The organism is Bradyrhizobium sp. A5, assembly GCF_042076515.1.
Classification (GTDB): domain Bacteria; phylum Pseudomonadota; class Alphaproteobacteria; order Rhizobiales; family Xanthobacteraceae; genus Bradyrhizobium; species Bradyrhizobium cosmicum.
This window is the reverse complement of record NZ_CP148990.1, coordinates 4,004,741-4,028,871: the sequence shown is the minus strand read 5'-3', so window position 1 is coordinate 4,028,871 and position 24,131 is coordinate 4,004,741. Positions and strand designations below refer to the sequence as shown.

At 64.9% G+C, this 24,131-nt stretch carries 27 protein-coding genes; 12 read left to right on the top strand and 15 right to left on the bottom strand.

Features of this window, described 5'->3' with window-relative positions; genetic code table 11:
- Positions 1-82 precede the first annotated feature (82 nt).
- Positions 83-322 carry a 30S ribosomal protein S18 gene (rpsR, locus tag WHZ77_RS19430; protein ID WP_007592020.1) on the bottom strand — a complete coding sequence of 80 codons (240 nt, stop codon included), beginning with the start codon at positions 320-322 and terminating at the stop codon, positions 83-85.
- 5 nt (positions 323-327) lie between these two features.
- On the bottom strand, positions 328-831 hold the full coding sequence (gene rpsF, locus WHZ77_RS19425) for a 30S ribosomal protein S6 (RefSeq protein WP_375309404.1): 504 nt from the start codon (positions 829-831) through the stop codon (positions 328-330).
- 342 nt (positions 832-1,173) lie between these two features.
- On the opposite strand from rpsF, the gene WHZ77_RS19420 reads away from it, so the two are divergent.
- The 9 genes from WHZ77_RS19420 to gmk all read left to right on the top strand — a co-directional run bounded on the left by WHZ77_RS19420 (position 1,174) and on the right by gmk (position 9,783).
- Positions 1,174-1,878, top strand: a complete 705-nt coding sequence (locus tag WHZ77_RS19420; RefSeq protein WP_375309403.1) for a TetR/AcrR family transcriptional regulator C-terminal domain-containing protein — start codon at positions 1,174-1,176, stop codon at positions 1,876-1,878.
- 3 nt (positions 1,879-1,881) lie between these two features.
- Positions 1,882-2,907 (top strand): fatty acid desaturase family protein, encoded by a 1,026-nt coding sequence (locus tag WHZ77_RS19415; protein ID WP_375309402.1) that lies wholly within the window; start codon positions 1,882-1,884, stop codon positions 2,905-2,907.
- A 174-nt stretch (positions 2,908-3,081) separates the two neighbouring features.
- Positions 3,082-4,041 carry an ACP S-malonyltransferase gene (fabD, locus tag WHZ77_RS19410; protein ID WP_375309401.1) on the top strand — a complete coding sequence of 320 codons (960 nt, stop codon included), beginning with the start codon at positions 3,082-3,084 and terminating at the stop codon, positions 4,039-4,041.
- Positions 4,042-4,053: 12 nt separating this feature from the next.
- Positions 4,054-4,791, top strand: a complete 738-nt coding sequence (gene fabG, locus WHZ77_RS19405; protein WP_015686653.1) for a 3-oxoacyl-[acyl-carrier-protein] reductase — start codon at positions 4,054-4,056, stop codon at positions 4,789-4,791.
- Positions 4,792-5,102: 311 nt separating this feature from the next.
- Positions 5,103-5,342 (top strand): acyl carrier protein, encoded by a 240-nt coding sequence (locus WHZ77_RS19400; protein ID WP_006020277.1) that lies wholly within the window; start codon positions 5,103-5,105, stop codon positions 5,340-5,342.
- A 109-nt stretch (positions 5,343-5,451) separates the two neighbouring features.
- Complete coding sequence (gene fabF, locus WHZ77_RS19395; protein ID WP_375309400.1) at positions 5,452-6,717, top strand: beta-ketoacyl-ACP synthase II; 1,266 nt, start codon at positions 5,452-5,454, stop codon at positions 6,715-6,717.
- 125 nt (positions 6,718-6,842) lie between these two features.
- Entirely contained in the window at positions 6,843-8,117 is a 1,275-nt protein-coding gene (mltG, locus tag WHZ77_RS19390; protein WP_375309399.1) for an endolytic transglycosylase MltG, read from the top strand.
- A 115-nt stretch (positions 8,118-8,232) separates the two neighbouring features.
- Positions 8,233-9,120, top strand: a complete 888-nt coding sequence (locus WHZ77_RS19385) for a YicC/YloC family endoribonuclease (RefSeq protein ID WP_375309398.1) — start codon at positions 8,233-8,235, stop codon at positions 9,118-9,120.
- A gap of 3 nt (positions 9,121-9,123) precedes the next feature.
- Positions 9,124-9,783, top strand: coding sequence for a guanylate kinase (gmk, locus tag WHZ77_RS19380; RefSeq protein WP_375309397.1), 660 nt, complete (start codon positions 9,124-9,126; stop codon positions 9,781-9,783).
- Here gmk and WHZ77_RS19375 read toward each other — a convergent pair.
- Positions 9,716-10,861, bottom strand: a complete 1,146-nt coding sequence (locus WHZ77_RS19375) for a hypothetical protein (protein WP_375309396.1) — start codon at positions 10,859-10,861, stop codon at positions 9,716-9,718. The two genes, gmk and WHZ77_RS19375, sit on opposite strands and share 68 nt — an antisense overlap.
- Positions 10,862-11,273: 412 nt before the next feature.
- On the opposite strand from WHZ77_RS19375, the gene WHZ77_RS19370 reads away from it, so the two are divergent.
- From WHZ77_RS19370 to WHZ77_RS19360, 3 genes are all read left to right on the top strand, one after another.
- On the top strand, positions 11,274-11,396 hold the full coding sequence (locus WHZ77_RS19370) for a hypothetical protein (RefSeq protein WP_375314884.1): 123 nt from the start codon (positions 11,274-11,276) through the stop codon (positions 11,394-11,396).
- Between the two features lie 335 nt (positions 11,397-11,731).
- The gene (locus WHZ77_RS19365) at positions 11,732-11,899 is read left to right on the top strand and encodes a hypothetical protein (RefSeq protein ID WP_375309395.1); all 168 of its coding nucleotides are present in this window, start codon (positions 11,732-11,734) and stop codon (positions 11,897-11,899) included.
- A 17-nt stretch (positions 11,900-11,916) separates the two neighbouring features.
- Positions 11,917-12,162 carry a hypothetical protein gene (locus tag WHZ77_RS19360; protein WP_375309394.1) on the top strand — a complete coding sequence of 82 codons (246 nt, stop codon included), beginning with the start codon at positions 11,917-11,919 and terminating at the stop codon, positions 12,160-12,162.
- Between the two features lie 88 nt (positions 12,163-12,250).
- Here WHZ77_RS19360 and WHZ77_RS19355 read toward each other — a convergent pair whose 3' ends face one another.
- The 12 genes from WHZ77_RS19355 to lptF form a co-directional block, all read right to left on the bottom strand.
- Positions 12,251-12,472: a hypothetical protein gene (locus WHZ77_RS19355; protein ID WP_375309393.1), complete on the bottom strand. Its 222-nt coding sequence runs from the start codon at positions 12,470-12,472 to the stop codon at positions 12,251-12,253.
- A gap of 395 nt (positions 12,473-12,867) precedes the next feature.
- The gene (locus WHZ77_RS19350; protein ID WP_375309392.1) at positions 12,868-13,281 is read right to left on the bottom strand and encodes a phosphonate metabolism protein PhnM; all 414 of its coding nucleotides are present in this window, start codon (positions 13,279-13,281) and stop codon (positions 12,868-12,870) included.
- Positions 13,282-13,508: 227 nt separating this feature from the next.
- Positions 13,509-13,724, bottom strand: a complete 216-nt coding sequence (locus WHZ77_RS19345; protein WP_015686643.1) for a DUF6894 family protein — start codon at positions 13,722-13,724, stop codon at positions 13,509-13,511.
- A 48-nt stretch (positions 13,725-13,772) separates the two neighbouring features.
- Positions 13,773-14,489, bottom strand: a complete 717-nt coding sequence (locus WHZ77_RS19340; RefSeq protein ID WP_375309391.1) for a Crp/Fnr family transcriptional regulator — start codon at positions 14,487-14,489, stop codon at positions 13,773-13,775.
- A gap of 325 nt (positions 14,490-14,814) precedes the next feature.
- On the bottom strand, positions 14,815-15,051 hold the full coding sequence (locus tag WHZ77_RS19335) for a hypothetical protein (RefSeq protein WP_375309390.1): 237 nt from the start codon (positions 15,049-15,051) through the stop codon (positions 14,815-14,817).
- 75 nt (positions 15,052-15,126) lie between these two features.
- A complete protein-coding gene (locus WHZ77_RS19330) occupies positions 15,127-16,185 on the bottom strand; it encodes an alcohol dehydrogenase (RefSeq protein ID WP_375309389.1) in 1,059 nt (352 codons plus the stop codon).
- Between the two features lie 22 nt (positions 16,186-16,207).
- A complete protein-coding gene (gene rsmA, locus WHZ77_RS19325) occupies positions 16,208-17,065 on the bottom strand; it encodes a 16S rRNA (adenine(1518)-N(6)/adenine(1519)-N(6))-dimethyltransferase RsmA (RefSeq protein ID WP_375309388.1) in 858 nt (285 codons plus the stop codon).
- Positions 17,062-18,078, bottom strand: a complete 1,017-nt coding sequence (pdxA, locus tag WHZ77_RS19320; protein ID WP_375309387.1) for a 4-hydroxythreonine-4-phosphate dehydrogenase PdxA — start codon at positions 18,076-18,078, stop codon at positions 17,062-17,064. Before pdxA ends, rsmA begins: the two co-directional genes overlap by 4 nt.
- Entirely contained in the window at positions 18,078-19,013 is a 936-nt protein-coding gene (locus WHZ77_RS19315) for a peptidylprolyl isomerase (RefSeq protein ID WP_375309386.1), read from the bottom strand. Before WHZ77_RS19315 ends, pdxA begins: the two co-directional genes overlap by 1 nt.
- A 66-nt stretch (positions 19,014-19,079) precedes the next feature.
- A complete protein-coding gene (locus tag WHZ77_RS19310; RefSeq protein WP_375309385.1) occupies positions 19,080-21,572 on the bottom strand; it encodes an LPS-assembly protein LptD in 2,493 nt (830 codons plus the stop codon).
- Entirely contained in the window at positions 21,572-22,669 is a 1,098-nt protein-coding gene (lptG, locus tag WHZ77_RS19305) for an LPS export ABC transporter permease LptG (protein WP_375309384.1), read from the bottom strand. The genes WHZ77_RS19310 and lptG overlap by 1 nt, the downstream gene beginning before the upstream one ends.
- Positions 22,666-23,835, bottom strand: a complete 1,170-nt coding sequence (lptF, locus tag WHZ77_RS19300) for an LPS export ABC transporter permease LptF (RefSeq protein ID WP_375309383.1) — start codon at positions 23,833-23,835, stop codon at positions 22,666-22,668. The genes lptG and lptF overlap by 4 nt, the downstream gene beginning before the upstream one ends.
- Between the last annotated feature and the right edge of the window lie 296 nt (positions 23,836-24,131).

Sequence of the window (24,131 nt, the reverse complement as noted above, 5' to 3'; positions counted from 1 at the left end):
CCATCGGCGACCGGACGACCCGGAAGCCTTATGAGATCAAAGAGTGCGGCCGGCGGCGATGTCGCCGCCGGCCGGATTCGTCTTAGCGAATGACGTAGGGCAGCAGGCCCAGGAACCGCGCGCGCTTGATGGCGCGGGCGAGCTCACGCTGCTTCTTGGCGGACACCGCGGTGATGCGGCTCGGCACGATCTTGCCGCGCTCGGAAACGTAACGCATCAGGAGCTTGGAGTCCTTGTAGTCGATCTTCGGAGCATTCGCGCCCGTGAACGGGCAGCTCTTGCGACGACGGAAAAACGGACGGCGTGCACCAGCTTCAGCCATTGATCTTACTCCGCATCCGTCGTGGTGGTTTCAGCTTCGTCGCGCGGACGGCGCGGGCCGCGATCACCGCGGAAGCCGCCGTCGCGATCACCGCCACGGAAACCGCCCTCGCGGTCGCCACGGAAGCCACCGCCTTCGCGATCGCCACGGAAGCCGCCGCCGCGGTCGTCACGCTCGCGGTCGCGATCAGCCTTGCGCATCATCGCGGACGGGCCTTCTTCGAGTTCTTCGACGCGGACGCTGAGATAGCGGATCACGTCTTCGCTGATGCGCTCCTGGCGCTCGATCTCGGCGATCGCCGCGGACGGCGCGTCGATGTTGAGCAGCACGAAGTGCGCCTTGCGGTTCTTGTTCATGCGATAGGTGAGGGAGCGCACGCCCCAATTCTCGGTCTTGGTGACCTTGCCGCCGAGACCCTCGACGATGCTGGTCATCTGCGCAGTCAGCTCTTCGACCTGCTGCGTGCTCGCGTCTTGGCGCGCGAGAAAAACATGCTCATAGAGAGCCATGGAAGTCCTTTCCTCATGTTGGCGCATCGCCCGGCGTCAAGCCCTTAAGAGGCCTTCGGAAAGGACTCTGGGATTAAGCTCAGAAGGCGGAAACACGGGACGACGGGCCGACTGGCCCTGCCACACCAAAATCACGAATGATTTGCTGAGACCGTCCGTTCAGCTCCCGGCCGGGGTCTGCGGATGCGCGCCTTATACGGATTTTGGCCGGCTTTGCAAGGTTGCAGGCCGGCTTTTCGGTCCAGATCGCCCCTGGCGGCTCGGCCAATCCTGTCCTCCAATACCACGCCGGCTTGATTTATTTGTTTGTACGTCATACAAATAAACGAACGGGAGGACTTAATGGCGAAAAGGCCGGTCCATGAACCGCTTGAGGCGGCTGGCGACCCCAAGCATGCGGCGCGGGCTACGCGCTCCGCCGGCCGCAAGATGCGGTCGCTGCTGCTGGACGCGGCGAGCCCGCTGTTCCGGGAGCGTGGGCTGTCCGGTACCGCGATCACCGATATCGCGGCCGCCGTGGACGCATTTCCGAGCCAGATCACCTATTACTTTCGCACCAAGGAGGCGCTGTTCGTTGAATGCGCTTGCCGCGAATTGCTGTATCTGGCGCGGGCGACCGAACAGGCGGCGCTGAAGGCGCATACGCCGCGGGACTACACGCGCGCGTTGGCCGAGACCGTGACGGCGAGCGATTCGGTCGCCTTCTTCGCCGAGGCGCTGGCGCTGACGCGGCGGCGCCAGGATCTCGCGCCGCTGGTCGAGCGTACCATCGAGCGCCTGCACAGCGAGGGCGCGCGGGCCTATGCGGGCCAGGTCGCGCGCAACGGCTGGCGCTCCCTGCGCGCGCCCGACGAAAGCTCGCGGCGGTTCTGGGCCGTCGCCATCGGAATCATTCTCGAAGGCTACGCCATGGGTCGTTCGCCCGAGGCGCTCTGTGCCGAGATGCTGCGCGTGCTGGGTGAGCAGGCGAAGACCGCCGGCGACATTGCGCGCCTGCGTCTCGTCGACGAGCGCGGCGCATCAGGCAATTCGAATGAGGAGGGGTAAGCCATGACCGCGCTTCGCATGCGTGCCCGCGACTTCCTGACCGACGGCCAGCTCGCCGACGTGCGCCAGCGAGTGACCTGGAAGGGCGTTGCGCTGATAGCGCACGCCTGGGCGCTGATATTAGGCGCAATCGCTTTGGTCGCGTGGTGGCCCAATCCGCTGACCTATGTTCTCGCCGTGGCTGTCATCGGTTCGCGCCAGCTCGGACTTGCGATCCTGATGCATGACGGCGCGCACGGCTGCTTGTCCGCTGACGAGAAGACCAATCTGGCGCTGAGCCAGTGGTTTTGCGCCTATCCGGTTTTTGCCGAGACCCGTGCCTATCGGCGCTATCATTTGCAGCATCATGCGCGGACCCAGCAGGAAGACGATCCTGATCTCGTGCTGTCGGCGCCGTTTCCGATCACGAAGCTGAGCTACCGCCGCAAGTTCATCCGCGACATCACCGGGCAGACCGGCTACCAGCAGCGCAAGGCGCAACTGCTCAATGCGCTCGGGCCGAAGGACTGGCCGTGGCGCCAGCGCGCCGCACATTTCCGGGAGAAGCTCGGTCCGCAATGCCTCGTCAACGCTGGGATGTTCGCAGCGCTTGCGGCGGCCGGCGTGTGGTGGGCCTATCCGCTGCTGTGGCTGGTGCCGCTCCTGACCTGGATGATGGTCATCACCCGCATCCGCAACATCGCCGAGCACGCTGTCGTCCCTGATAGCAGCGATCCCCTGCGCAACACCCGCACCACGCATGCCAATGTTATCGAGCGTCTGTTCATCGCGCCGTATTACGTGAACTATCACCTCGAGCATCACCTGCTGTTCTACGTGCCCTGCTACAATCTGCCCAAGGTCCATCGCCTGCTCAGCGCGAGCCGACATGCGGGGCGCATGGAGGTGCAGCCGGGCTACGCGACGGTACTGCGGCTTGCGACGACGAAGCCGAATCGCGACGACCGGCCGGGGCAATTGGTCAGCAGCGTGCGCCGTGCGCAGTCAGGGGCGGCGGTCGATGCCAATCAGGCCAATGGTGGATTTTGAGGGGCTGCATCCCCAGTTGAATAGGGGGCGAAGTTCCTATCTTGGCTTGACATTCCGGCCCCGGACAGTGTCTACGGCCCCCTTTGGAGCATGACCCGGAACCATGGCCTAAGGCCGTGCGTCATCGGTTGCCGGTTTCTCGCAGGGATCACGCCCGACAAGCAGGGAGCGCCGATGACGGCAGCATTCACATTTCCAGGGCAGGGGTCCCAGGCGGTCGGCATGGGCAAGGCCCTGGCCGACGCGTTTCCGGCGGCGCGCGCCGTATTCGACGAGGTCGATGCCGCGCTTGGCGAGAAGCTGACCGCCGTCATCTGGGATGGTCCGGCCGAAACCCTCCAACTGACTGAAAACGCCCAGCCGGCGTTGATGGCGGTGTCCGTCGCCACCCTGCGCGTTCTCGAGGCCGAAGCTGGTTTTTCCGTCGGGCGGGACGCGGCCTTCGTCGCAGGTCACTCGCTCGGAGAATATTCGGCGCTGGCCGCTGCCGGCAGCCTGACGATTTCAGATGCCGCGCGCCTGCTTCGCACCCGCGGTCTCGCAATGCAGAAGGCCGTTCCGGTTGGCGCCGGAGCGATGGCCGCCTTGCTCGGCCTCGACTACGAGACTGCCATCGCGGTCGCCAGCGAGGCGGCGCAGGGCCAGGTCTGTCAGGCCGCCAACGACAATGGCGGCGGGCAGGTGGTCGTCTCCGGCGACAAGGCCGCGGTCGATCGCGCCGTCGAGATCGCCAAGACCAGGGGCGCCAAGCGCGCGATGCTGCTGCCGGTGTCCGCGCCGTTCCATTGCAAGCTGATGCAGCCCGCCGCCGATGCCATGGCGGAGGCGCTGGCGAAGGTCACAATCAAGCCGCCGGCCGCACCCCTGGTATCGAACGTGCTGGCGAGCGCGATCACCGATCCCGACGAGATCCGCCGCCGTCTGGTCGAGCAAGTCACCGGCACGGTGCGCTGGCGCGAGTCGGTTGCCTATATGGCGGGGCAGGGCGTCAACCGCTTCTTTGAGATCGGTGCCGGCAAGGTGCTGACCGGCCTCGTCAAGCGCATTGCGGACGGCGCCGTCGGCGTTGCTGTCGGCGGACCGAATGACATTGCCGCCGCCAAGGATGCATTGGCCGCTGCGAAGCAGGCCTAGAGGAGTCTTCGAATGTTCGATCTGACTGGCAAGAAGGCGCTCGTCACCGGCGCGACTGGCGGCATCGGCGGCGCGATCGCGCAGGCGCTGCACGCGCAGGGCGCCACGGTCGCGATCTCGGGGACGCGCAAGGACGTGCTGGACGAGCTTGCGGGCAAGCTCGGCGAGCGCACCCATGTGCTGCCCTGCAATCTCTCCAAGGCCGACGAGGTCGAGGCGCTGGTGCCCGCTGCGGAAGCTGCAATGGGTCAGGTCGACATTCTCGTCGCCAATGCCGGCATCACCCGCGACAATCTCTTCGTCCAGCTTCGCGACGAGGACTGGGACGAGGTCATCAACGTCAACCTGACCTCGACCTTCCGCCTGGCGCGCGCCGCCACCAAACTGATGATGCGCAAGCGCTTCGGCCGCATCATCGCCATCACCTCGGTGGTTGGCGTCACCGGCAATCCCGGGCAGGGCAACTACACCGCGTCGAAGGCCGGTCTGATCGGCATGATCAAGACGCTCGGTGCCGAATACGCCAAGCGCGGCGTAACCGCGAACTGCATCGCACCCGGCTTCATCAAGACGCCGATGACCGATGCGCTCAACGACAAGCAGCGCGAAACGATTCTGAGCAAAGTTCCGGCCGCCCGCCTGGGCACGCCCGAGGACATCGCGGCAGCCGCCGTTTACCTCAGTTCGAACGAAGCAGCCTACGTCACGGGGCAAACCATTCATGTCAACGGCGGCATGGCCATGATCTGACGTTCGTTCGGCGGACCGCCCGCGAGGGCGGTGCGGGATGCGGCAAACGGCCGTTTCCGGAGCGAAATGAGGCGTGTAGTCAAGGCAGTTGAAGTATGATAACCGGACCTTCAACGGATGGGCAAAGAACGCCATTGCAGGTTTTTGAAACCCTGTATATTGGCGATGCGGAGCCTTGGCCGTCGTTCGCCGGGCCTCTATCAGTTAAGGTGGGGCCAAATCAAAGTTCGTAAGCGAAGGCAGTCAACGACCACGACGGCTCGTATCGTCCCGGGGGGTCGGGTCTACAGGGAACAACACGAGGTTATGCAATGAGTGAGATTGGCGAGCGGGTTAAGAAGATCGTGGTCGAACACCTTGGTGTTGAACCCGAGAAGGTTGTCGACGCAGCGAGCTTCATCGACGACCTTGGCGCCGACAGTCTGGACACCGTCGAGCTGGTGATGGCGTTCGAAGAAGAATTCGGTTGCGAGATTCCGGACGACGCCGCGGAGACGATTCTCACCGTCGGCGACGCCACGAAGTTTCTCGAGAAGAACGCGAAGAGCTAAGGCTCTTTAATTTTCGCGGGGACAACATTGAAACCGGACGGGCCGCTGACCAGCGGTCAGCCGGTTTCTTGTTATTGGCCGTGAATCTTTCGATGCGGAGTTTTCGGATATGAGGCGGGTTGTCGTCACGGGTCTCGGCATGGTGTCGCCACTCGGTTGTGGCGTCGAGCCGACCTGGAAGCGGATTCTCAACGGCGAGAGTGGTGCGCGCAGGATCGAGAGCTTCGATGTCTCCGATCTTCAGACCAAATACGCGTGCACCGTCGTGCGTGGCGACGGCACCAACGACAGCTTCAATCCCGATATCTGGATGGAGCCAAAGGACCAGCGCAAGGTCGACGACTTCATCATCTTCGGCATGGCGGCTGCGGGCCAGGCGCTCGACCATGCCAACTGGCATCCCGAGTCCGAAGAGGACAAATGCGCGACCGGAACCATGATCGGGTCGGGCATCGGCGGCCTCAGCGGCATCGCCGAGACCGCGATCCTGCTGAAGGAACGCGGGCCGCGCCGGGTGTCGCCGTTCTTCATTCCGGGCCGCCTGATCAATCTCGCGTCCGGCTACGTCTCGATCAAGCATGGTCTCAAGGGTCCGAACCATTCGGTGGTCACGGCCTGTTCGACCGGCGCGCATGCGGTCGGCGACGCCGCCCGTCTGATTGCGCTGGGCGATGCCGACGTCATGGTCGCCGGCGGCGCGGAATCCCCGATCAGCCGCATCGGAATTGCCGGCTTCAACGCTGCGCGCGCGCTCTCGACCGGCTTCAACGACACACCCGAGAAGGCTTCGCGTCCCTACGACAAGGACCGCGACGGCTTCGTGATGGGCGAGGGCGCCGGCGTCCTCGTCCTCGAGGAGCTCGAGCACGCCCAGCGCCGCGGCGCCAGGATCTATGCCGAAGTGATCGGCTACGGTCTTTCGGGTGATGCCTATCACATAACCTCGCCGTCGCCCGACGGTGATGGCGGATTCCGCAGCATGGCGGCCGCTCTCAAGCGCGCCGGCCTCACGGCATCCGATCTCGACTACATCAATGCGCACGGCACCTCGACGCCGCTCGGCGACGAGATCGAGCTCGGCGCTGTCGAGCGCCTGCTCGGCAACGCCGCCTCCAAGGTCGCGATGTCCTCGACCAAATCGTCGACCGGCCATCTGCTCGGTGCCGCCGGCGCAATCGAGGCGATCTTCGCCATTCTCGCGATTCGCGATAATGTCGTGCCGCCGACCATCAACCTGGACAATCCGTCGGTCGAGACTGCGATCGATCTCGTGCCGCGTACGGCGAAGAAGCGCGAGGTCAACGTCGCGTTGTCGAATTCTTTCGGGTTTGGCGGTACCAACGCGTCGGTGATCTTCCGGCGGCTGGTTCACTAGTTTGCGTTTGAAACGAATCCACCGTTTTGCCGTATTCGGCGATAGTCATACCCCGCGGGCGCGTGCATTGGCTGGACAAACGATTGTCAGGCCGCGATTGAACCGGCAGGATTCAGGTTGCATCGATGAGTGAAAGGCCGCCCATTTCGCCCCGGAGTCCGCGGGCAGCGCTTGAGCCCGAGCAGGTCCCGCCGCCGCCGAAGCGGTCGGACCGCGCCCGCAATCCTTTCGTGATCGTCGGCAACGCCATCATCACCCTGCTGCTGATCGCCATGATCGGCGCGGGCGGCGTGTATTATTACGGCCGGCAGGTGATCGAGGCGCCGGGACCGCTGAAGGACGACAAGATCGTCAACATCCCGCAGCGCGCCGGCAAGCGCGACATCGCCGAGACCCTGAACCGGGAAGGCGTGACCGACGTCAATCCGTGGGTGTTCATCGCTAGCGTGGCGGCGCTGAAGGCGAGCTCGGACCTGAAGCCCGGCGAGTATTCGTTCCAGAAGAACGCCTCCTTGCGCGACGTCATCGCCACCATCGTCGAGGGCAAGGTGGTGCAGCATGCCGTGACCGTCCCGGAAGGCCTGACTTCCGAGCAGATCGTGGCGCGGCTCTCCGACAACGATATCTTCACCGGCAGCGTCCGTGAGCTGCCGCGGGAAGGCACGCTGCTGCCGGAGACCTACAAGTTCCCGCGCGGGACCCCGCGCGAGCAGGTGATCCAGCGCATGCAGCAGGCGCACAAGCGCGTGCTGGCCGAGATCTGGGAGCGCCGCAATCAGGACATTCCCGTCAAGACTCCGGAGCAGCTGGTGACGCTGGCCTCGATCGTCGAGAAGGAAACCGGCAAGCCCGACGAGCGCAGCCGTGTTGCCGCGGTGTTCGTCAACCGCCTGAAGCAGAAGATCAAGCTGCAGTCCGATCCGACGATCATCTACGGCATCGTCGGAGGCAAGGGCACGCTGGGGCGCCCGATCAAGCGCAGCGAGATCACGCAGCCCTCGCCCTACAACACCTACGTGATCGAGGGCCTGCCGCCGGGCCCGATCGCCAACCCCGGGCGCGCCTCGCTGGAAGCCGCCGCCAATCCGGCCCGCACCCGCGACCTCTTCTTCGTCGCCGACGGCAGCGGCGGGCACGCCTTTACCGAGACCTACGACGCGCATCAGAAGAACGTCGCCAAGCTGCGCGCGATGGAGAAGCAGATCCAGAACGACACTGTCGAGCCGGCCGAGGATGTGCCGCCGCCGGCTGCCGCAGCGCCCGGCGCAGCCGACACGCCGACCGCGGCCATGCCGGCCCGGCCCAACCAGCAGAAGAAGCCGCCGGCGGCGCGCCCCGCCAATCCCGCGCCGGCCCACCAGGGCGCGGTGCAGCCGTTGCCGCCGGTGGTCCAGCGCTAGGTTCGCGCAGACCTGCCTGCCGGACTTTGCGGATTACACTTTCCCGCAAAATAGTCTTAAGATTCGCGTGGCCTGATGGCCTCGCGAATCCTGTGTTTCTGGAGAATTTGATCTGATGGCGCTGTCGTCCATGACCGGCTTTGCCCGAAGCCACGGCGCGAGCGGGCCGTACACGTTCGAATGGGAATTGAAGTCGGTCAATGCCAAGGGCTTCGACCTCAGGGTGCGGCTGCCGCAGGGGTTCGACGAGCTCGAGGCCTACGCCAAGAAGCGCGCCGGCGAGATTTTGTCGCGCGGAACCGTCTACGCCAATCTCACCGTCAAGCGCACCAACGCCGCAGCCTCCGTCCGCGTCAATGAGGACGTGCTCAACGCCGTCCTGAAGGCCGCCGCAATGATCGCCGGCAAGGTCGACGCCGTCGCGCCGAGTGTCGACGGCCTGCTCGCCATCAAGGGCGTGGTCGAGGTCGCCGAACCCGAGGGCGACGAGGAGGAGGACAAGGCCGCGCGCACCGCCGCGGCGGAAGCCTTCGACAAGGCGCTCGCCGAACTCGTCGAGATGCGCAAGCGCGAGGGCACCTCGCTCGGGCAGATCCTGATCCAGCGGGTCGACGAGGTCGAGCAGCTGGCCACGAAGGCGGAAGGCGCGCCCGGCCGCAAGCCCGAGGCGATCAAGGCCAGGCTCGCCGAGCAGATCGCAACATTGCTCGACACCTCCGATCGCTTCGATTCCGACCGCCTGATGCAGGAAGCGATCCTGATCGCGACCCGCGCCGACATCCGCGAGGAGCTCGACCGCATCGCCTCGCACATTGCGCAGGCGCGCGAGCTGATCGGCAAGGGGGGCCCGGTCGGCCGCAAGCTCGACTTTCTGGCGCAGGAGTTTCACCGCGAGGTCAACACCTGCTGCTCGAAGTCGAACGACATCGAGCTGACCAATACGGGGCTCGCCATGAAGAACGTGGTCGAGCAGTTTCGCGAGCAGGTCCAGAATCTGGAGTGATCGATGACGACGGGCGATCACGGAACTGACGGGGTCGAGCGGCGCGGATTGATGTTCGTGCTGTCCTCGCCGTCGGGGGCGGGCAAAACGACGCTATCGCGGATGCTGCTCGAGCGGGAGCCCGGCCTGAAGATGTCAGTGTCGGCGACGACGCGAGCCAAGCGCCCCGGCGAGGTCGATGGCCGCGACTATCTGTTCGTCGACAAGCCTCGCTTCGAAGCGATGGTGAAGGGTGACGAGCTCCTCGAGTGGGCCACCGTGTTTGACAATCTCTACGGGACGCCCCGTGCCCCGGTGGAGGCGGCACTGTCGGCCGGGCAGGACGTGCTGTTCGACATCGACTGGCAGGGTACGCAGCAGCTGCACCAGAAGGCGAGCGTCGATGTGGTTCGCGTCTTCATCTTGCCGCCGTCGGCGGCCGATCTCGAAAAGCGGCTGCACTCGCGCGCGCAGGATTCCGACGAGGTGATCCGCAATCGCATGAGCCGCGCCAGCCACGAGATGAGTCACTGGGCGGAGTACGATTACATCGTGATCAACAACGACGTCGACGAGGCCTTCGCCGAAGTGCAGTCGATCCTGAAGGCCGAACGCCTCAAGCGCGAGCGGCGGACTGGCCTCGTGGGCTTCGTGCGAGGTCTTCAAGGCCAGCTTCAAGGCTAGGCTGCGACAGGCGCGGCCCTTCCTGTGCCAGCCGTTCCAGCATCGCCGTGATGATGTCGATGTCGACGGCAGCGTCGTCGCGGTGGGCCGGCTCCTCGTCGTTGACGGCGAGCCGAGGCGCGGGGGTCTCGATCTCGAATTCCCCTTCGAATACCGCGATCCCGGCCTCGTCGGGTTCTGCATCCTCGACCCGAGCAGGCTGAGCGTGGCTTGCGACCCTGGCGATCGCGTCGCTGAATGCGGCGAGCTGCTTGGCCTGAGGACGCGCGGCATCGAAGTCCACCGGACGCGGCCGTTCTGCGCGCGCCGCCGCGACAGGTGCCGCCTCGAGCCAGGGTGCGCGGCCGTCGTCGCGATCCGGCGGCTCGCGCTGGTCCCAGTTCACGCGGCGGTCACCCGCCTGGACGCGGACGCGTCCGCCGGCAAAGCGATAGATGACGCTGGCGAGCAGGCCGGCCAGTGCCAGCGCGCCGACGATGACGAGCATCAGCGTCTGCAGCGAGCCGGTCGGCTTTTCGGCGGGGATTTCGGCGGCAGCGAGCGTCACAGGCGCAGGGGCCTTCGCCGGCTTCGCGCTCGGCTGTGCGGCGGTCGATGCAGGTGTGGCTACCGGCTGTTGCGCGGGCGCGGCCGTGCTGGCGTCGGGCCAGCGTGCGGCGACGGCGGGCGCTTGCGCGCTGCTGTCCGCCTGCCGGGTCGCCGGTGGGGCACTCGCTGCGGCCGGCGCGCTTGCTTGCGGCGCGATGTATTCGGCGCGCGCATTCTGCACCGATTGCGGCGCGGCCGACTCCGGGTTCGGCGTGTCGGCCGTCGCCTGCGCGCTCTGCGTGACCTTGCCGCCTTCGGCGCGCAAGTACCAGCACTGCCGCTTGGTCGCGCGATCGAGGCGATAGAACCAATGCTGGCCCTGCGGCGCGGTGCCCTTCGGCGAAGCGAGGCAGTCGCTTGCCGCGTTCGCCGTGCTTGTTGCTGCTGTGGCTGCTGCCGTCGGTGCATTCTGCGATACGGCTGCTAGTGGCGCGCCTGCAATGATGCCGCCAACCAGCGCGGATATGAATTTCGCGGTGCGGTTGCCCATCCTGGTCTCCCGATTACGCATGACGCAACTCGTTACCGTCCCTTTCTCGTCAAAGAGTTGGGTGGCAATGAGCCGCAAATCCGGAGAGGATGTGGCTGGAATTGGGCCTGCGACGCGTTCGTTCCGCCGCGCATGCAGGCAATGTCGAGCGCTATTGCTTGGTCGATGTCCAGGTTCCGCCACAGCCGTCGGAGCGGCGCCAGGTTCCGGAACCGCTGCGGCCCGAGAGGCGGCCGGCGCCCGTGAAGGTCACACCATTGCCCGCGCCGGACGTATGAACCGAGCCGCTCGGGACAGCGACTTTTCGTCATTGCCGATCGCGCCGCCGGCGCTGCCGGACTGCGCTAAGGCGGACGATGAAGCGAGGATGATGAGGGAGCCGAAAGCCAACGTCCGGGCGATAGCGTGCGACATGAGCATTCAATCCAAAGATCAAAAGGTATTAGCGGCCGGAGCCGTCGGCGCAGACGGACCCGATAATCCGCCAAGCTTTGCCAGCCTTGCCGCATTCTTCAAGCGCGGCGTCGTTTCGTGACGATCGCGAACGCCTCTTTGGCAGCGGCCGAGGTGAAGTGTGTATGCCACAAATCCGAAATTCGGGAAAGTAAAATATTTTTGCGTGAAGGGATTGACGAGGTGTTTTGCCCGACGTGTCGCTGAGGCTCTGCTCTGCTTCATCCATCGCGGATGCATTAGCCGGCTATGCGATTTGGCGTCCGAAGATTGCGTTAGCGTGCTCCAGTTGCCGCCGACACTCGTCGAGCGGCCCCCCGGGGGGCCGCCGGTAAGGTTGACCAGTGAGGTTAATTTCAGCGGGCGTTTGTCCATCGGCACTGGCCTCGCTAACCCTGCGATCCAGGCAGGGACGACATGCTCGATAGAACCATGCAGGAGACGTTTCCCAGCGTCGATCGCCGAGACGCGGGCGGTTACATCGTGGCGTTGGCATTCTTCGGCGCCGCCGGCACTGCGATGATTGCCTGGATCGCCGCAATCGTCTGGGTCAACTGGCGTCTGGTCGAGTGGATGCTCGTTTGAGGGACCGGCAGATTACCATGAGCGAGTTCGACGGACTTTCCGACCATTTTGTTCTGCGTATGTACGAGTTCATTCGCAATGAGGTGCAAGCCGATGCCATGGCTGGCACACGGCTGGTCGGCCTACCCGCAATGCACCGCGCGGATCACCTTCTCATGGAGATCGACCGACGCGGCCTCTTCTGCGCACCGATTGATTGGCCCAAACACCTCATCGAAGCGGCATGCGACCCGTCCGTTGGACTCCGGAAGGCGACAGCTTGATGGCTTCCCGGGTCTGTGCTGATCGCGCATCCAGGAACGACAGGAAATGGATCAGTCTCTTGGTGCAGGGAAACGTAGGGGCGGGAGTCTATTTCCACACCCGCGCAAGCACCAGCGCCAGCAGCCCCAGCACAGCGCTGATGAGTCCCACCATCGCATAGGATTGAGCGAACACGCCGGTCTGGACGAAGACCTGGCATGCGATGGCGACGCAGATTGCGGCCAGCAGCAAGCAGGCGCAACCGACGATGATCGAGAGATAGCGTATCGCAGTTGCGACGGGCCTTGTAAGCGATGAGGAATCGGTCATGCAGGGTTACAACGGCGCGGCAGACGACGAGTTCCTTCGCCGTCGCTCATAACCAAGCGGTCAATCATGCGTGCAGCAGTCGACCAGCGCGCGCCAGATGCGTTTGAGTTCAATGGTCTTCTCTAGTTCGAGAACATGATTCTCGCCGGGGCCTGGCGAAATCGCCTCCAGGCGCACGGGTCGCGGTTCGATCCAGCGCTCGGATATTGGATCATACCATTTGCCGGGACTAACCAAGTGGGGCTCCTTCGCAGGCACGACGCGGCGAGCCCCAGGTGTGGGCCGTCGCCGTCATCGGCTGGGGCTTATCGTTGCCTTCACAGTGAGCAAACATCTGGTAGCGCGCGGTGTTCCAATGCAGGCTCAAGTCATCGGTGCCGAAGCGAGGCCGATCGCTAGCGCTTCGGCTCGTCCCGCTCGTCGGAGCGCGATCCGTGGGCTGAGTTCTGCGCCTCTTTGACACGGTGTTCGTCGAGCACCGTATCGAGGGATCCTTCGCTCCCTTCAGTGTTGGATCGCTTCGCCTTGCGGCATCTTCCGAGCAGCCTCTTGATGTCATCGGCCGCCTGGAGCAGCGGCGGTGTCAGCGAGAACAGCGCGCCCATCGCGATGGCGATGATGGTGTGACGCAGCGAGATCTTCTCGTCTTCGTCGAATGGATAGTCGTTGGGCTCGACGGCGGCCGGTGCAAGACCTGCCGACGATCGTGGACGATCCGGCCTGCGCGGCTTTCGCGGCGGCATCATGATCACGACGAAAAGCACGTTGATCAGCAGCCAGATGCCGATGATGATGAGAAATGTCTGCATTCCAAAACCAGGAAAGTATAAATGTGCTGCCGGCTTAAACCGTCATTGAACGGCGGTTCGCTCGTTAATGCAAGTTGTGCTTTGGGTGCCGGCAAGCGATGCGCGAGATGCAGAGCGCGATGACTATCGGAATTTGACGGATTGGGGCGCTGTTCGACCGCATGACCGGCCCTGCGGAACTGAACCGACCGGTGCCCTCTGTCCGGCCCGTCTCGGGGGCTGGCCTCTCACCGAAACCGCCGCGTCACCATCGCCAGCACGAACACCGGCTCGGTGCCGTCGAACACGCTGAGCGTCCAGCTGTCGCCAGGGCGTAGCGCATGCTCGACGTCGCGGGAGAGGCGGACCGCTTCGCGCCAGGCGGCCTCGTCGTCGAGGAGCGCTTCGCCTGTCGTGTCGGTGTGGGGCTGCTGGCCCTCGAAGTGAAAATAATACCGCGGCATGTCCGGGCAATGCGGGGTACGCGATTATGTTCCGGCGGCGCGGTTGGTCTACTCCGCTGAGGCCGCTCGTCCCAGCACTTCGCGAAAATGCCTCTTCACCGTGTCGTTGCAGGCGCAGGCGCTCGACTCGAGCGCGGCGGCATCGAGGATCAGGATGGCGCCGCGGCGGGTGGCGAGGATGCGCCTGGCCTTGAACGTCTGGATGACGCGGCTCGCATAGCTGCGGGAGACGCCGAGCATGCCGGCGAGCTGCTCGTGGGTGAGGGGGATCTCGTCGCCGCCGATATGCTCCCGGGCCGCGATGATCCATTTGGCGGCGCGCTGCTCGATCGAATGCGCGGCGTTGCAGGCGGCGGTCTGCAGCAGCTGCGCGAACTGGCAGGCTGCGTAACGTGCGAACAGTTCCTGCAGGCCGGCCGATCGCTGCTGCGCCTGTTCGAGCGCGCGCAGCGGCAGGCGCGCGAGCGTCCCGCCGACCTTCGCGACGATGCGGGAATAGGCCAGCGACGGTCCGCGGCCGGCGGGGATCCCGATCGCACCTTCACGGCCCACCAGCAGGCTTTCGACTTCGCGATCGTCCTCGACCGGCACTGCGAACGACACGAAAGTCGGGCCGCAGGGAAAATGGACGGCCGCGACGTCGTCGCCAGCATGATGCAGGATGTGGCTCGCGGCGAGCTCGACCGATTGCAGGTGCGGGGCGAGCAGCTCGAAATCCTGGGCGCCGAGCTTGCGAAGCAGATCGTTCTGGGGCCGGCCGGTCACGCTTCTCGTCACTTGGTTCTTGATCTTGGCTGGTGCTCGGCCGGGAATCGGCAGCTCGAAAAACCCTACGTTTCCGTAGCGGAACTGACGGTTCCAAAGTGCACACAAGGCCTTCCGGGAAATCGAAAATTCGCGGGCAGGCACAGCCAATCCGTCGGGCGTTGCCCGTAGGGCACGCTGCGAACCTTGTTCTGGTCCGGAGAACTACGGAAATTCGAGATCCGCCGGCCGTTCTGTTCAGGAGTGAACACAGAGCGCGCACGGATGGGCGCGTCGAGTTTCCGGTCACCTCGCGGCAGCGCCTAAAGGCGTTGTCCGGGCCGGATCATCCCAGGTGAATCCGGTGCGTGGCCGAGATGCGGCCTTGGGCCATTTGTTTGCGATAGGCGTCGATCGCCTTGTTGGCGAGCATCAACTGCCGGCGTTCGCCGGTCCTGAGCTGGGCTTCTATGGTATCGAGAAGCATGTTCGCCGTCGCATCCGGAGGACCGAGCTCGCCGCTCTTCTCCAGACAGCTCCAGGCGATGAAGAATGCGCTTTCGACCGTGCAGCGGATGGACATGGGCTGCCAACGCAGCGCGGCCGAAGCCGTTCCGTGCGCGGCGGCGAGACATTCATCCCGCCGCCGGCGAATAACTCAGTTCTTCAGCACGATGCGTCCGACCACCTTGCCGGCGCGCAGCTCGTCGATCCATTTCTGGACATCGCCCATCGGCTCCTCGCGCATCGGCGTCGGCTTGATCTTGCCGGCGCGGGCGAGCGCCATCAGTTCCTTCGCCTCCGCGAGCGTGCCGACCATGAAGCCTTCGATGGTCATGCGCTTGTAGACCCATTGCACCATCGGCAGCGTGAACTGCCCGCCCATCAGGCCGGAGACCACGATCTTGCCGCCGCGCGCGGCGACGGCGACCGCGAACGCCATCGACTTCTCGTTGCCGGCGAAGTCGACGATCTCGTCGAAGCCGCCTTCGGTCTCCTTGAGGATGCGCTTGATCACGTCGGGCTCGGACGGATCGTAGGCGCCGGCTGCGCCGCTCTTCAGCGCGGTGTCGCGCGCGGCCGGCGAGAGGTCGGCGACCGTGATCGGCTGCTTGAACATGGCTTGCGCGAACGACAGGCCCATCATGCCGACGCCGCCAAGACCGATCAGCAGCAGGTTGCGCTGGCGCGGACGGTCGACCAGGCGCTTGAGCGCGCCATAGGCGGTCACGCCGGAGCACATCAGGGTCGCGGCCTGGTTGACGGGCAGGGGATCGTAGTCGAGCAGGTATTTCGCGTCGGGCACCAGCACGTGGGTGGCGAAGCCGCCGTCGATGGAGACGCCGAGGAAGCGCTGCTTCACACAGAGATTCTCGTCGCCATTGGCGCAGTCGCGGCACTGGCCGCAGCCGATCCAGGGAAACACCGCCTTCTTGGCCCCGACGAGGCCCGCAGGAACGTCAGGTCCGACTTCGTCGACGACGCCGGCGATCTCGTGGCCGAGCGTGAAGGGCAGCGTCATGCCGCGCGTGGTGTCGAGCTTCTTGCCGCCGCCGAGATCGGCGTAGCCGTCCTGGATGTGCAGATCGGAATGGCAGAGGCCGCAGCGCTCGATGCGCACCAGCACCTCGCGCCCCTGTGGCTTTGGCGTGTCCACGATGGTCTCGCACAGCGGCGCATCGAACTTGACCAGGGATTGCCGACGCATCAACGCCATATTCCTTCCTCCGAAATTCCTGTTATCGAGCCTCGCTGCGTATATCCGCCAATTCACGCGCCATGGCAACAAAGCCGGAAATAGGCACGGTCTCGGCGCGCCGCGTCGCATCGACGCCGGCGGCGGCCGCAAGACGCGCGGGATCGACGCCCAGCGATTTGAGGCTCTGGCGCAGCATCTTGCGGCGCTGGCCGAAGGCTGCGGCTGCGACCTGTTCGAGCAATCTTCGATCGCAGGCGAGAGGTTCTGCGCGCGGCACCAGGCGCACGACGGAGGACGTGACCTTCGGCGGCGGCACGAAGGCGGACGGCGCAATGTCGAACAGGATCTTGGTCTCGCAGCGCCAGTTGGCGAGCACGCCGAGACGGCCATAGGCCTCCTCGTCCTCGCGCGCGACGATGCGCTCGCCGACCTCGCGCTGAAACATCAGGACCATCATGTCGTACCAGGGCGGCCATGGCTCGGTGGTGAGCCAGCCGATCAGGAGCTGGGTCGCGATATTGTAGGGCAGGTTCGCGACGATCTTCGCGCGCTCGCCGGCGAGCAGCGGGCGGGGATCGAAGGTCATGGCGTCGCCGTGCACGATCTCGAGCCTATCAGGGTAGCGCGCCGAAATATCCTGCAGGGCGGGGATCGCGCGCTCGTCATGCTCGATGGCGACAACGCGCCTGGCGCCGAGCGCGAGCAGTGCGCGGGTCAGCCCGCCCGGGCCCGGGCCGATCTCGACGATGGTGGAGTCCTCGAGCGGCGCTGCTGCGCGCGCGATGCGCGCGGTGAGGTTGAGGTCGAGCAGAAAATTCTGGCCGAGCGATTTGCGGGCCGACAGCGCGTGCTGGCGAATGACCTCGCGAAGCGGCGGGAGGTCGTCGATCGCGCTCATTCGCTTGTCGCGGCCGCCATGCGGCTTGCAAGCCTCAGCGCGGCGATCAGGCTGGCCGGATTGGCCTTGCCCGTGCCGGCGATGTCGAAGGCGGTGCCGTGATCGGGCGAGGTGCGGATGAAGGGCAGGCCGAGCGTGACGTTGACGGCGTCGTCGAAGGCGACCGTCTTGATCGGGATCAGCGCCTGGTCGTGATACATGCAGACCGCGCAGTCATAGAGGTTGCGCGCGGCTTCGTGGAACATGGTGTCGGCGGGCAATGGCCCTCTGGCATCGATGCCGTCGTTGCGCAGCGTCTCGAGCGCAGGCGCGATGATGGTCTGCTCCTCGTCGCCGAGCGAGCCGTCCTCGCCGGCGTGCGGGTTGAGACCGGAGATAGCGATGCGCGGCGTCGCGATGCCGAAGCGGGACTTGAGCTCGGCGGCGACGATGCGCACGGTCGAGACGATCAGCTCGCTGGTGAGCTGGGCCAGCGCTTCGCGCAGCGAGACGTGGATGGTCACGGGTACCACGGCGAGCCGCGGCGACCACAGCATCATCACCGGCTGCGGCACGCGGCCGTCCACGGCCGCGAGCTCGGCGAGGAATTCGGTGTGGCCGGGATGACGGAAGCCTGCGCGGTAGAGCACGCTCTTGGCGATTGGATTGGTGACGACGGCGCTGGCGCGCCCTTCGCGGACATCGGCGACCGCCTGGCGGATCGAGGCGAGCGCGGCCGGTGCGCTCGATGCGTCGGGCGAGCCGGGCCCGGCCGTGGTGTGCGCGCCGGTGGCCACGACGGGCAGGGCCTCGGCGAAGACGGCATCGGCCTCGCCCGCGCTTGACGAGGCGATCCTGATATTGGCACCAAGCGCTTTGGCGCGCCGCGCGATCGCCGCCTCGTCGCCGAGCAGATAGAAGGCGGGCAGGTTCAGTTCACGGCGCCTGAGCCAGGCTGCGATCGTGATGTCGGGGCCGATGCCGGCGGGCTCTCCCAGCGTCAGTGCGAGGGGCTTGGCAGGGTGGGTGGCCATCAGCGGTTGCGATATTCGATCATCGCCGCCTTGCGGAGCTCGTCGAGATAGGTCTTCTGGGTCTTCTCGTATTTCTGCTGGTACATCTTCTCGCGGACCTCGCGCTTCTTCGGCGTGTCGATCATGGTCGGCTTGCGCGAGCACAGCACAACCATCTCGATGCCCGCCTTGGTTACCTCGGGCGCGGTCAAATGGCCGATCGGCGTGTCGTCGAGCACCTTGCGCAGCGCCTCTGGCAGCTCCGCGGTGGTCTTGGTGACGCTGTCGCGGATGGTGGCGTTCGGCGTCGAGCGGAACAGCGAGTTGGCCTCCTCGCAGCTTCCGACGCGCGAGCGATATTGCTCGGCTTCCTTCATCCGCGTCTCCTGGAAGGCCGGAGACGAGCCGCGCGGCACGATCAGCACGATCGGCTGCATCTTGTATTCGGTGCCCTCGATCTGCAGCTTGTCGCCGGTTTCGGCCTGCACGGCCTGCGCCACGTCGCGCTCGCCGACCATCAGCTTCTCCTTGTAGCGGCCGCGCACGAGGCTGGTCCAGACCATCTCGGCCTTCATGCGGCCCTTCAACGTTTCGGGGCGCACGCCCTTGACCTCGAGCGACTTGGTGAGCTGGTCCGGTGTGATGCGCATGCGCTGCGCCATGCCATCGTAGGACTGGTTGATGTCGGAGACGCCGGGGTCGACGCCGTACTTCTTGCCTTCCTTCATCTTGATCTTGTCGTCGATCAGCTCGTTGATGACCTCCTGCCGGCTCGGGGTCTTCTGTGTCGTCAGCTGGTCGAGCTTGGAGCGCTGTTCGATGTCGAAATCGGTGATGGGGTCGCCGTTGACCATGACGACGATGTTCTGCGCGCGCGACGGCGAGGGCAGGCCGGTCAGCAGCAGCCCGGCGCTGATGGCGAGGAGGAGGCGGAAAACAGGCAATGGGGTCGTCATGGTTGTCGCTCGCATGTCAGCCGAAATGAACCTGCGATCGGGAACGCGGTCGTCACTTCAGGTGGTTCATTGCATGCCGGTCAGGCCGGACGTGCTGGACCCCGACGATGTCGCCAGCGTGCGCAAGCCGATCTGGAACATGAACGCGTGGCTCAGCACGGGCGGCGTCGTGCCCGCGGAGTAGCTATACGAAGTTACGTAGTTCGCCGCCAGCACGAAGCAATCGTCGACATAGCCGGCCCCGAGCACATACTGGTTGATCTTGTTGGCCTCGAGGTCCCAGCGCGCCGAGCCCGTCACCACCCAATTGGTCGCGACCTTCAGCGAGCCTGACGTCAGGATGCCCTCGCGGCGCGTCAGATAGCCAAGCTCCGCCTGCGGTGCGTAATTGCCGTACATCAGGCTGACCGACCAGCGATTGAAATTCGCGCGGCCTTCCGCCTCGAAGCGCTGCACGTTCCAGCTCTGCTCGTCCATGCGGGAGCGAACGCTGAACGTGTAGGTGCTGTTGGGCGAGTAGCTGGCGCTCGCCACGTAATCGGAACGCGGCTTGTCGAGGCCGGAATCGAGGCCCGTGTTGATGGAGTCCTGCACCGCATAGGAGTTCAGGCCGAACAGCTGGTAGGACTGTCCGAACAGCACCTTGACGGCGCCGCCCTTGTCGAACTGCGTGGTGGACTGCACGCCGACATTGGCGCGGCCGCCGCCCTCGACGCGGTCGTAGCCGGAGAACTTGTCGACGCTGAACAGGTTCGAGGCGTCGAACACCATGCTCTGGGCGTCCTCGTTGGGAAGCTTGCCGGCATAGGTTTCGTTCGGCCGGATGATGATCTGCGCGATCGGCTCGATGGTGGTGGAGCCCCAGGGCTGGACGTTGATGAAAGGATAGCGGTATTCGAGACCGACGGTCGGCATCAGGCGGAATGCCTGGGTGTCACCGGCGGGAAAGTAGTTCGACACGCCAGGCTGATTGGAGATCGAGGCGTTGATCGCGTCAGCGCGGAGACTGGCGAACGGGGTCCAGATCTGGCCGAGCGGGTCGGTGAAGGATTTGCGCCACTGCGCTTCCGCCGTCAGGCGGGTGTAGGTGCCGGGGACGCCGCGCAGCAGGCATTGCGATGGCGTTCGGGCGAGCGGGTCGGCCGACGCCGTCGTGCACAGGCTGTTGGTGTTGGCGAGCGTCGTGATCGGATCGAACACCGCGGCATCACGCGACAGGTTGACGAAATTGGTCTTGTAGCTGAACTCGCCGCCGAACACCGGATAGTTGAGCACGTTCGAATAGTCGATCACGGGGTAGACGATCGGAACCTGGCTCTGATTGCCCGAATAGCTCAGCCAGTACATCGTGCGCGCGTCGAAGAAGCTGCGATTGCCGACACCGGTCAGATAAAGCTGCGACAATGCGTCGGTCGGCAGATACAGGAACGAACCGAGCGGATCGCGGTATTGCGCCAAGCGGTAGTCCGAGAAGAAGTAGTAGTCTGACATGACTACGCCGTCCCAGCCCCAGACCCATTTGTCGTTCAGCGCGAACTGGCCCTTGGTGTCGACCGCGCCACGGAACTGGCGGTCGCCGGGCTGGCCTGCGAGCGCGCCGGGATCGAGCTGGTCGATGCCGTAGACCCGGACTTGGTAAGCGCCGTCCATCAGGCGCTGGCGGTACTCGGCCTGGAACAGCACGCCCTGCCTGGAGGTAATGCGCGGGCTGAAGGTCATGTCCATGTCGGGCGCGATCGCCCAATAGAACGGGACTTCGACGCCGTAGCCGAATGGCGTGTTCGACGTGAAGCCCGGCATGAGGAAGCCGGTCTTGCGCTTCACGGTCGGGTCAGGTGTCGAGAAGTAGGGCATGTAGGCGATAGGCACGCCGAAGAACTCGAGCTGCGCCGTCTCGAAATACAGCATCTTCTCCTGCTGGTCGTGGATGATGCGCGCACCCTTGACCTGCCACAGCGGCGGCTTCTTCGGATCGTCCTTGCACGGCGCGCAGGCCGTGTAGACGCCGTTCTCGAACACCGTGTAGTTGCCGTTGGAGCGGTCGGAGCGGCTTGCGGCCATGCGGGTCTGGTCGGCCGTGTCCACGCGCAGCGAATCGACGAAACCGTCGCGGTAGTCGTCGCTGAGATCCAGGATCTCGGCATAGGTGATCTTGCCGTCGGCATCCGTCATGCGGATGTTGCCTTCGGCATGCAGGCGCTTGGTCTTCTGGTCGTAGATGACCTTGTCGGCCTCGACGCTGGTGCCGTTGTAGAACAGCTGGACGTTGCCGACCGCGGAGACGCGCGAGTTGTTGTAGTCGTAGTCGACCTCGGTCGCCTGCACCAGCATCTGGTTGTCGTTGGGGACCTTTTGCGGCTTCGGACGCGGCGGGAGCGGATTGTAGGTGAAGCCCTGGGCGGAGGCGGGGGCCACGAAGGCTGCATCCATCAGCCCGCCGAGCGAGGCCACGGCGGCAATGGCGAGCAAGAGCCTGCGCGCGGACAAGCCGCACCCGTTCGCGCGCACCAATGTGCGGCGCGTCAAACGAGACACGAGCCCTCGATGGACGGCAGTCACTAACCGTCCTCCTGATACAACAAGGCCAAAAAGCCGGTGAGGCCGCCCACCACCACGGGCAACCACGCCGCAGCGATCGGATGCATCAACTCAGCCTTGCTCAAGTCTTCAGTCACTTTCGACAAAACGTAGAGCAGAAAGCCTGCGCCCACGCCACTCAAAACCATCTTCTGTACGCCGCCCATCCGGAAGAAGCGCAACGACACGGAGGCCGCCAGCATCACCATGGCGGCAAGCAAAAACGGCTGCGCCAACAGCTTGTGATACTGGAGTCGATAGCCGGCTGTCGCGAAGCCCGAGCTTTCGGAGGAGCGGATGTAGCTCGGTAGTTGCCAAAAAGACACAGTCTCCGGTGTGGAAAAGCTGTTGCGAATCTGGGCCTCGGTCAGCGTCGTCGGAATCTCCAACGTGGCCTGGTCGATGGGCGGCTGGTCCAGCGAGAAGCGGCGCACCGACTTGAACAGCCAATGGCCGGACTCGAGCGTCGCCTCGCGCGCCTCGATTCGCTCCTTGAAGTGTTGCTCCGCGTCAAAACGGAACAGCGTGAGGCCGGTGAGCCGCACGCCCTGTTGCTCGCTGCGCGCCGCATTGATGATGGTCTGGCCGTCGCTCGTCACCTGGTTCAGCCAGAAGCCGGACGCATCCTGGATTCCACCGCCGGGCGCGGAACCAAACAGCTCGGCTTCCATGCGCTTGGAGAGTTCGCGCAGATTCGCCGACATCGGATTGTAGGCGACGGTGGCGATCACCCCGATCAGCAGCGCGCTGCCGAGCGCCGGCGAGATGAACTGCCAGGCGGAGATGCCGGCGGCGCGCGCGACCACGAGCTCGAGCCGGCGGGAGAGCGCGAGATAACAGGTCATGGCGCCGATCAGCATGCAGAACGGCGTCAGCTTCTCGAGCAGCTGCGGGACCCGGAACAGGGAGGTCTCGGCCACCATCATCGCGGAGGCGGATGCAAGGCCCGAGGTCTTGCGCACCATCTCGATGTAGTCGACCAGCACCAGCAGCAGGAAGATGCTCGCGAACACGCCGAGCGCCGCGACGACGAAGCGCCCGGCGAAATAGCGTCCGAGTGTATTGGTGAGCATGCTCATGCGGCGACCGGCCGTCTGAACAGCCGTGCGATGCGCGCGTTTGACCTGTTGATGGCCTCCATCAGGCCGGCAGGCGGCTCGACCACGACGCCGCCGATGATCATCCACAGCCCGACGCCGATGGCGCCAATGACCATCGCGTATTGGACCAGCACCGGGGCCGGCGACTTCACCGCCATCACCGAACAGGCAAATCCCGCCATGCGCAGTCCGAACACGGCGATTATGGAGCCGCCGATCGAGAAGTTGCGGCTCTGGCGGGTGGTGCGCGGTGCGCCGAGGAAGGCGAAGGTCAGCACGGCAAAGGCGAAGGGATAGATCGGCGCCAACAGGCTGTCATGCAGGGCCGAGCGGAACTGCCCGGGAATCTGCTTGTAAACCGGATCGTCCTCTGACGGCGAGAACAGCTCCCAGAGGTAACGCTCGCGGATGCCGAGGGTGACGTCGCGGCCCTGGCCCGAGAACTTCGACATGTCGAAGCCGTAGCGGCCGAATGCCACTAGCGCCGGATCGCGCTTGCCGGCCTCGAAGCGCTGCAGATTGCCGTCCTTCAGGACCAGGAAAGAGCCGGTCTCGTTCTTAACGACCTCGCCTTGCTCGGCGACGATCGAGACGCGCTCGTTGGGGTCGCGGCGATCGTCGATGAAGATGCCGGCGAGGATGCCGCCGGGCTGGCGCTCGCGGATCCGGATCGTGAGGTTCTTGTCGAGCTGGGCGAAGCGGCCTGGCTGCAGGATGTTGGTGAGCACGTCGGCCGTGATCTCGGCATCCCACTGCTTGATCCGCCGCATCCCGTCGGGAGCAAGATAGGCCGCAATGAAGGCTACCAGCAGGGCGACCACACAGGTGGCGTAGAAGAACGGATAGAACAGCCGGAACGGCGAGAAGCCGGCGGCATTCATCACGATGATCTCGGAGTCGGTCGCGAGCTTGTTCAGCGTATGCGAGATCGCGATCATCAGCGCGATCGGCGAGATGATCAGGACCAGCGCAGGCACGACGAGGCTGGTGATACCGAGGAAGGTGAGGATGGTCTGACCTTGGCTGGTCATCAGGTCGATGCCGCGCAACGCCTGCGTAATCCAGATCACGCCGGTGAGGCTGACCAAGACCAGCGCAAACGACGCCAGCGTCGTGCGGAAGATATACCTATCGATCGACCCCATGCGCTACCGCACGAATCCCCACCAAAGCCCCAACATTCGTCCCGGGAATTTCCGGCTGTCCGACCCATCCCGGAAGGGATCCCCAGGGTCGCGCAGCCATCTCGTCCACAGGCTTACTCTCTCACTACCATCCCTTTGATCCGTCAACAAAATGGCTGCCCCGTGGCGCCCTCATTATATGGTTAATATTTCCCTCATTGTGGCTCGGCGGCCACGGGGGTGCTTGGCATCTGCCGGGCCGGTGGCCCATAGTGGGGAAAGTCCAGTGAATCGCCGTTCAGCTCCGGCCCGTGGCC

Bases quoted from the DNA above. Each gene is read 5' to 3' on its own strand.
- rpsR (WP_007592020.1), bottom strand. From the start codon at position 322: ATGGCTGAAGCTGGTGCACGCCGTCCGTTTTTCCGTCGTCGCAAGAGC.
- rpsF (WP_375309404.1), bottom strand. From the start codon at position 831: ATGGCTCTCTATGAGCATGTTTTTCTCGCGCGCCAAGACGCGAGCACG.
- WHZ77_RS19420 (WP_375309403.1), top strand. From the start codon at position 1,174: ATGGCGAAAAGGCCGGTCCATGAACCGCTTGAGGCGGCTGGCGACCCC.
- WHZ77_RS19415 (WP_375309402.1), top strand. From the start codon at position 1,882: ATGACCGCGCTTCGCATGCGTGCCCGCGACTTCCTGACCGACGGCCAG.
- fabD (WP_375309401.1), top strand. From the start codon at position 3,082: ATGACGGCAGCATTCACATTTCCAGGGCAGGGGTCCCAGGCGGTCGGC.
- fabG (WP_015686653.1), top strand. From the start codon at position 4,054: ATGTTCGATCTGACTGGCAAGAAGGCGCTCGTCACCGGCGCGACTGGC.
- WHZ77_RS19400 (WP_006020277.1), top strand. From the start codon at position 5,103: ATGAGTGAGATTGGCGAGCGGGTTAAGAAGATCGTGGTCGAACACCTT.
- fabF (WP_375309400.1), top strand. From the start codon at position 5,452: ATGAGGCGGGTTGTCGTCACGGGTCTCGGCATGGTGTCGCCACTCGGT.
- mltG (WP_375309399.1), top strand. From the start codon at position 6,843: ATGAGTGAAAGGCCGCCCATTTCGCCCCGGAGTCCGCGGGCAGCGCTT.
- WHZ77_RS19385 (WP_375309398.1), top strand. From the start codon at position 8,233: ATGGCGCTGTCGTCCATGACCGGCTTTGCCCGAAGCCACGGCGCGAGC.
- gmk (WP_375309397.1), top strand. From the start codon at position 9,124: ATGACGACGGGCGATCACGGAACTGACGGGGTCGAGCGGCGCGGATTG.
- WHZ77_RS19375 (WP_375309396.1), bottom strand. From the start codon at position 10,861: ATGGGCAACCGCACCGCGAAATTCATATCCGCGCTGGTTGGCGGCATC.
- WHZ77_RS19370 (WP_375314884.1), top strand. From the start codon at position 11,274: ATGAGCATTCAATCCAAAGATCAAAAGGTATTAGCGGCCGGAGCCGTC.
- WHZ77_RS19365 (WP_375309395.1), top strand. From the start codon at position 11,732: ATGCTCGATAGAACCATGCAGGAGACGTTTCCCAGCGTCGATCGCCGA.
- WHZ77_RS19360 (WP_375309394.1), top strand. From the start codon at position 11,917: ATGAGCGAGTTCGACGGACTTTCCGACCATTTTGTTCTGCGTATGTAC.
- WHZ77_RS19355 (WP_375309393.1), bottom strand. From the start codon at position 12,472: ATGACCGATTCCTCATCGCTTACAAGGCCCGTCGCAACTGCGATACGC.
- WHZ77_RS19350 (WP_375309392.1), bottom strand. From the start codon at position 13,281: ATGCAGACATTTCTCATCATCATCGGCATCTGGCTGCTGATCAACGTG.
- WHZ77_RS19345 (WP_015686643.1), bottom strand. From the start codon at position 13,724: ATGCCGCGGTATTATTTTCACTTCGAGGGCCAGCAGCCCCACACCGAC.
- WHZ77_RS19335 (WP_375309390.1), bottom strand. From the start codon at position 15,051: ATGTCCATCCGCTGCACGGTCGAAAGCGCATTCTTCATCGCCTGGAGC.
- WHZ77_RS19330 (WP_375309389.1), bottom strand. From the start codon at position 16,185: ATGGCGTTGATGCGTCGGCAATCCCTGGTCAAGTTCGATGCGCCGCTG.
- rsmA (WP_375309388.1), bottom strand. From the start codon at position 17,065: ATGAGCGCGATCGACGACCTCCCGCCGCTTCGCGAGGTCATTCGCCAG.
- pdxA (WP_375309387.1), bottom strand. From the start codon at position 18,078: ATGGCCACCCACCCTGCCAAGCCCCTCGCACTGACGCTGGGAGAGCCC.
- WHZ77_RS19315 (WP_375309386.1), bottom strand. From the start codon at position 19,013: ATGACGACCCCATTGCCTGTTTTCCGCCTCCTCCTCGCCATCAGCGCC.
- lptG (WP_375309384.1), bottom strand. From the start codon at position 22,669: ATGAGCATGCTCACCAATACACTCGGACGCTATTTCGCCGGGCGCTTC.
- lptF (WP_375309383.1), bottom strand. From the start codon at position 23,835: ATGGGGTCGATCGATAGGTATATCTTCCGCACGACGCTGGCGTCGTTT.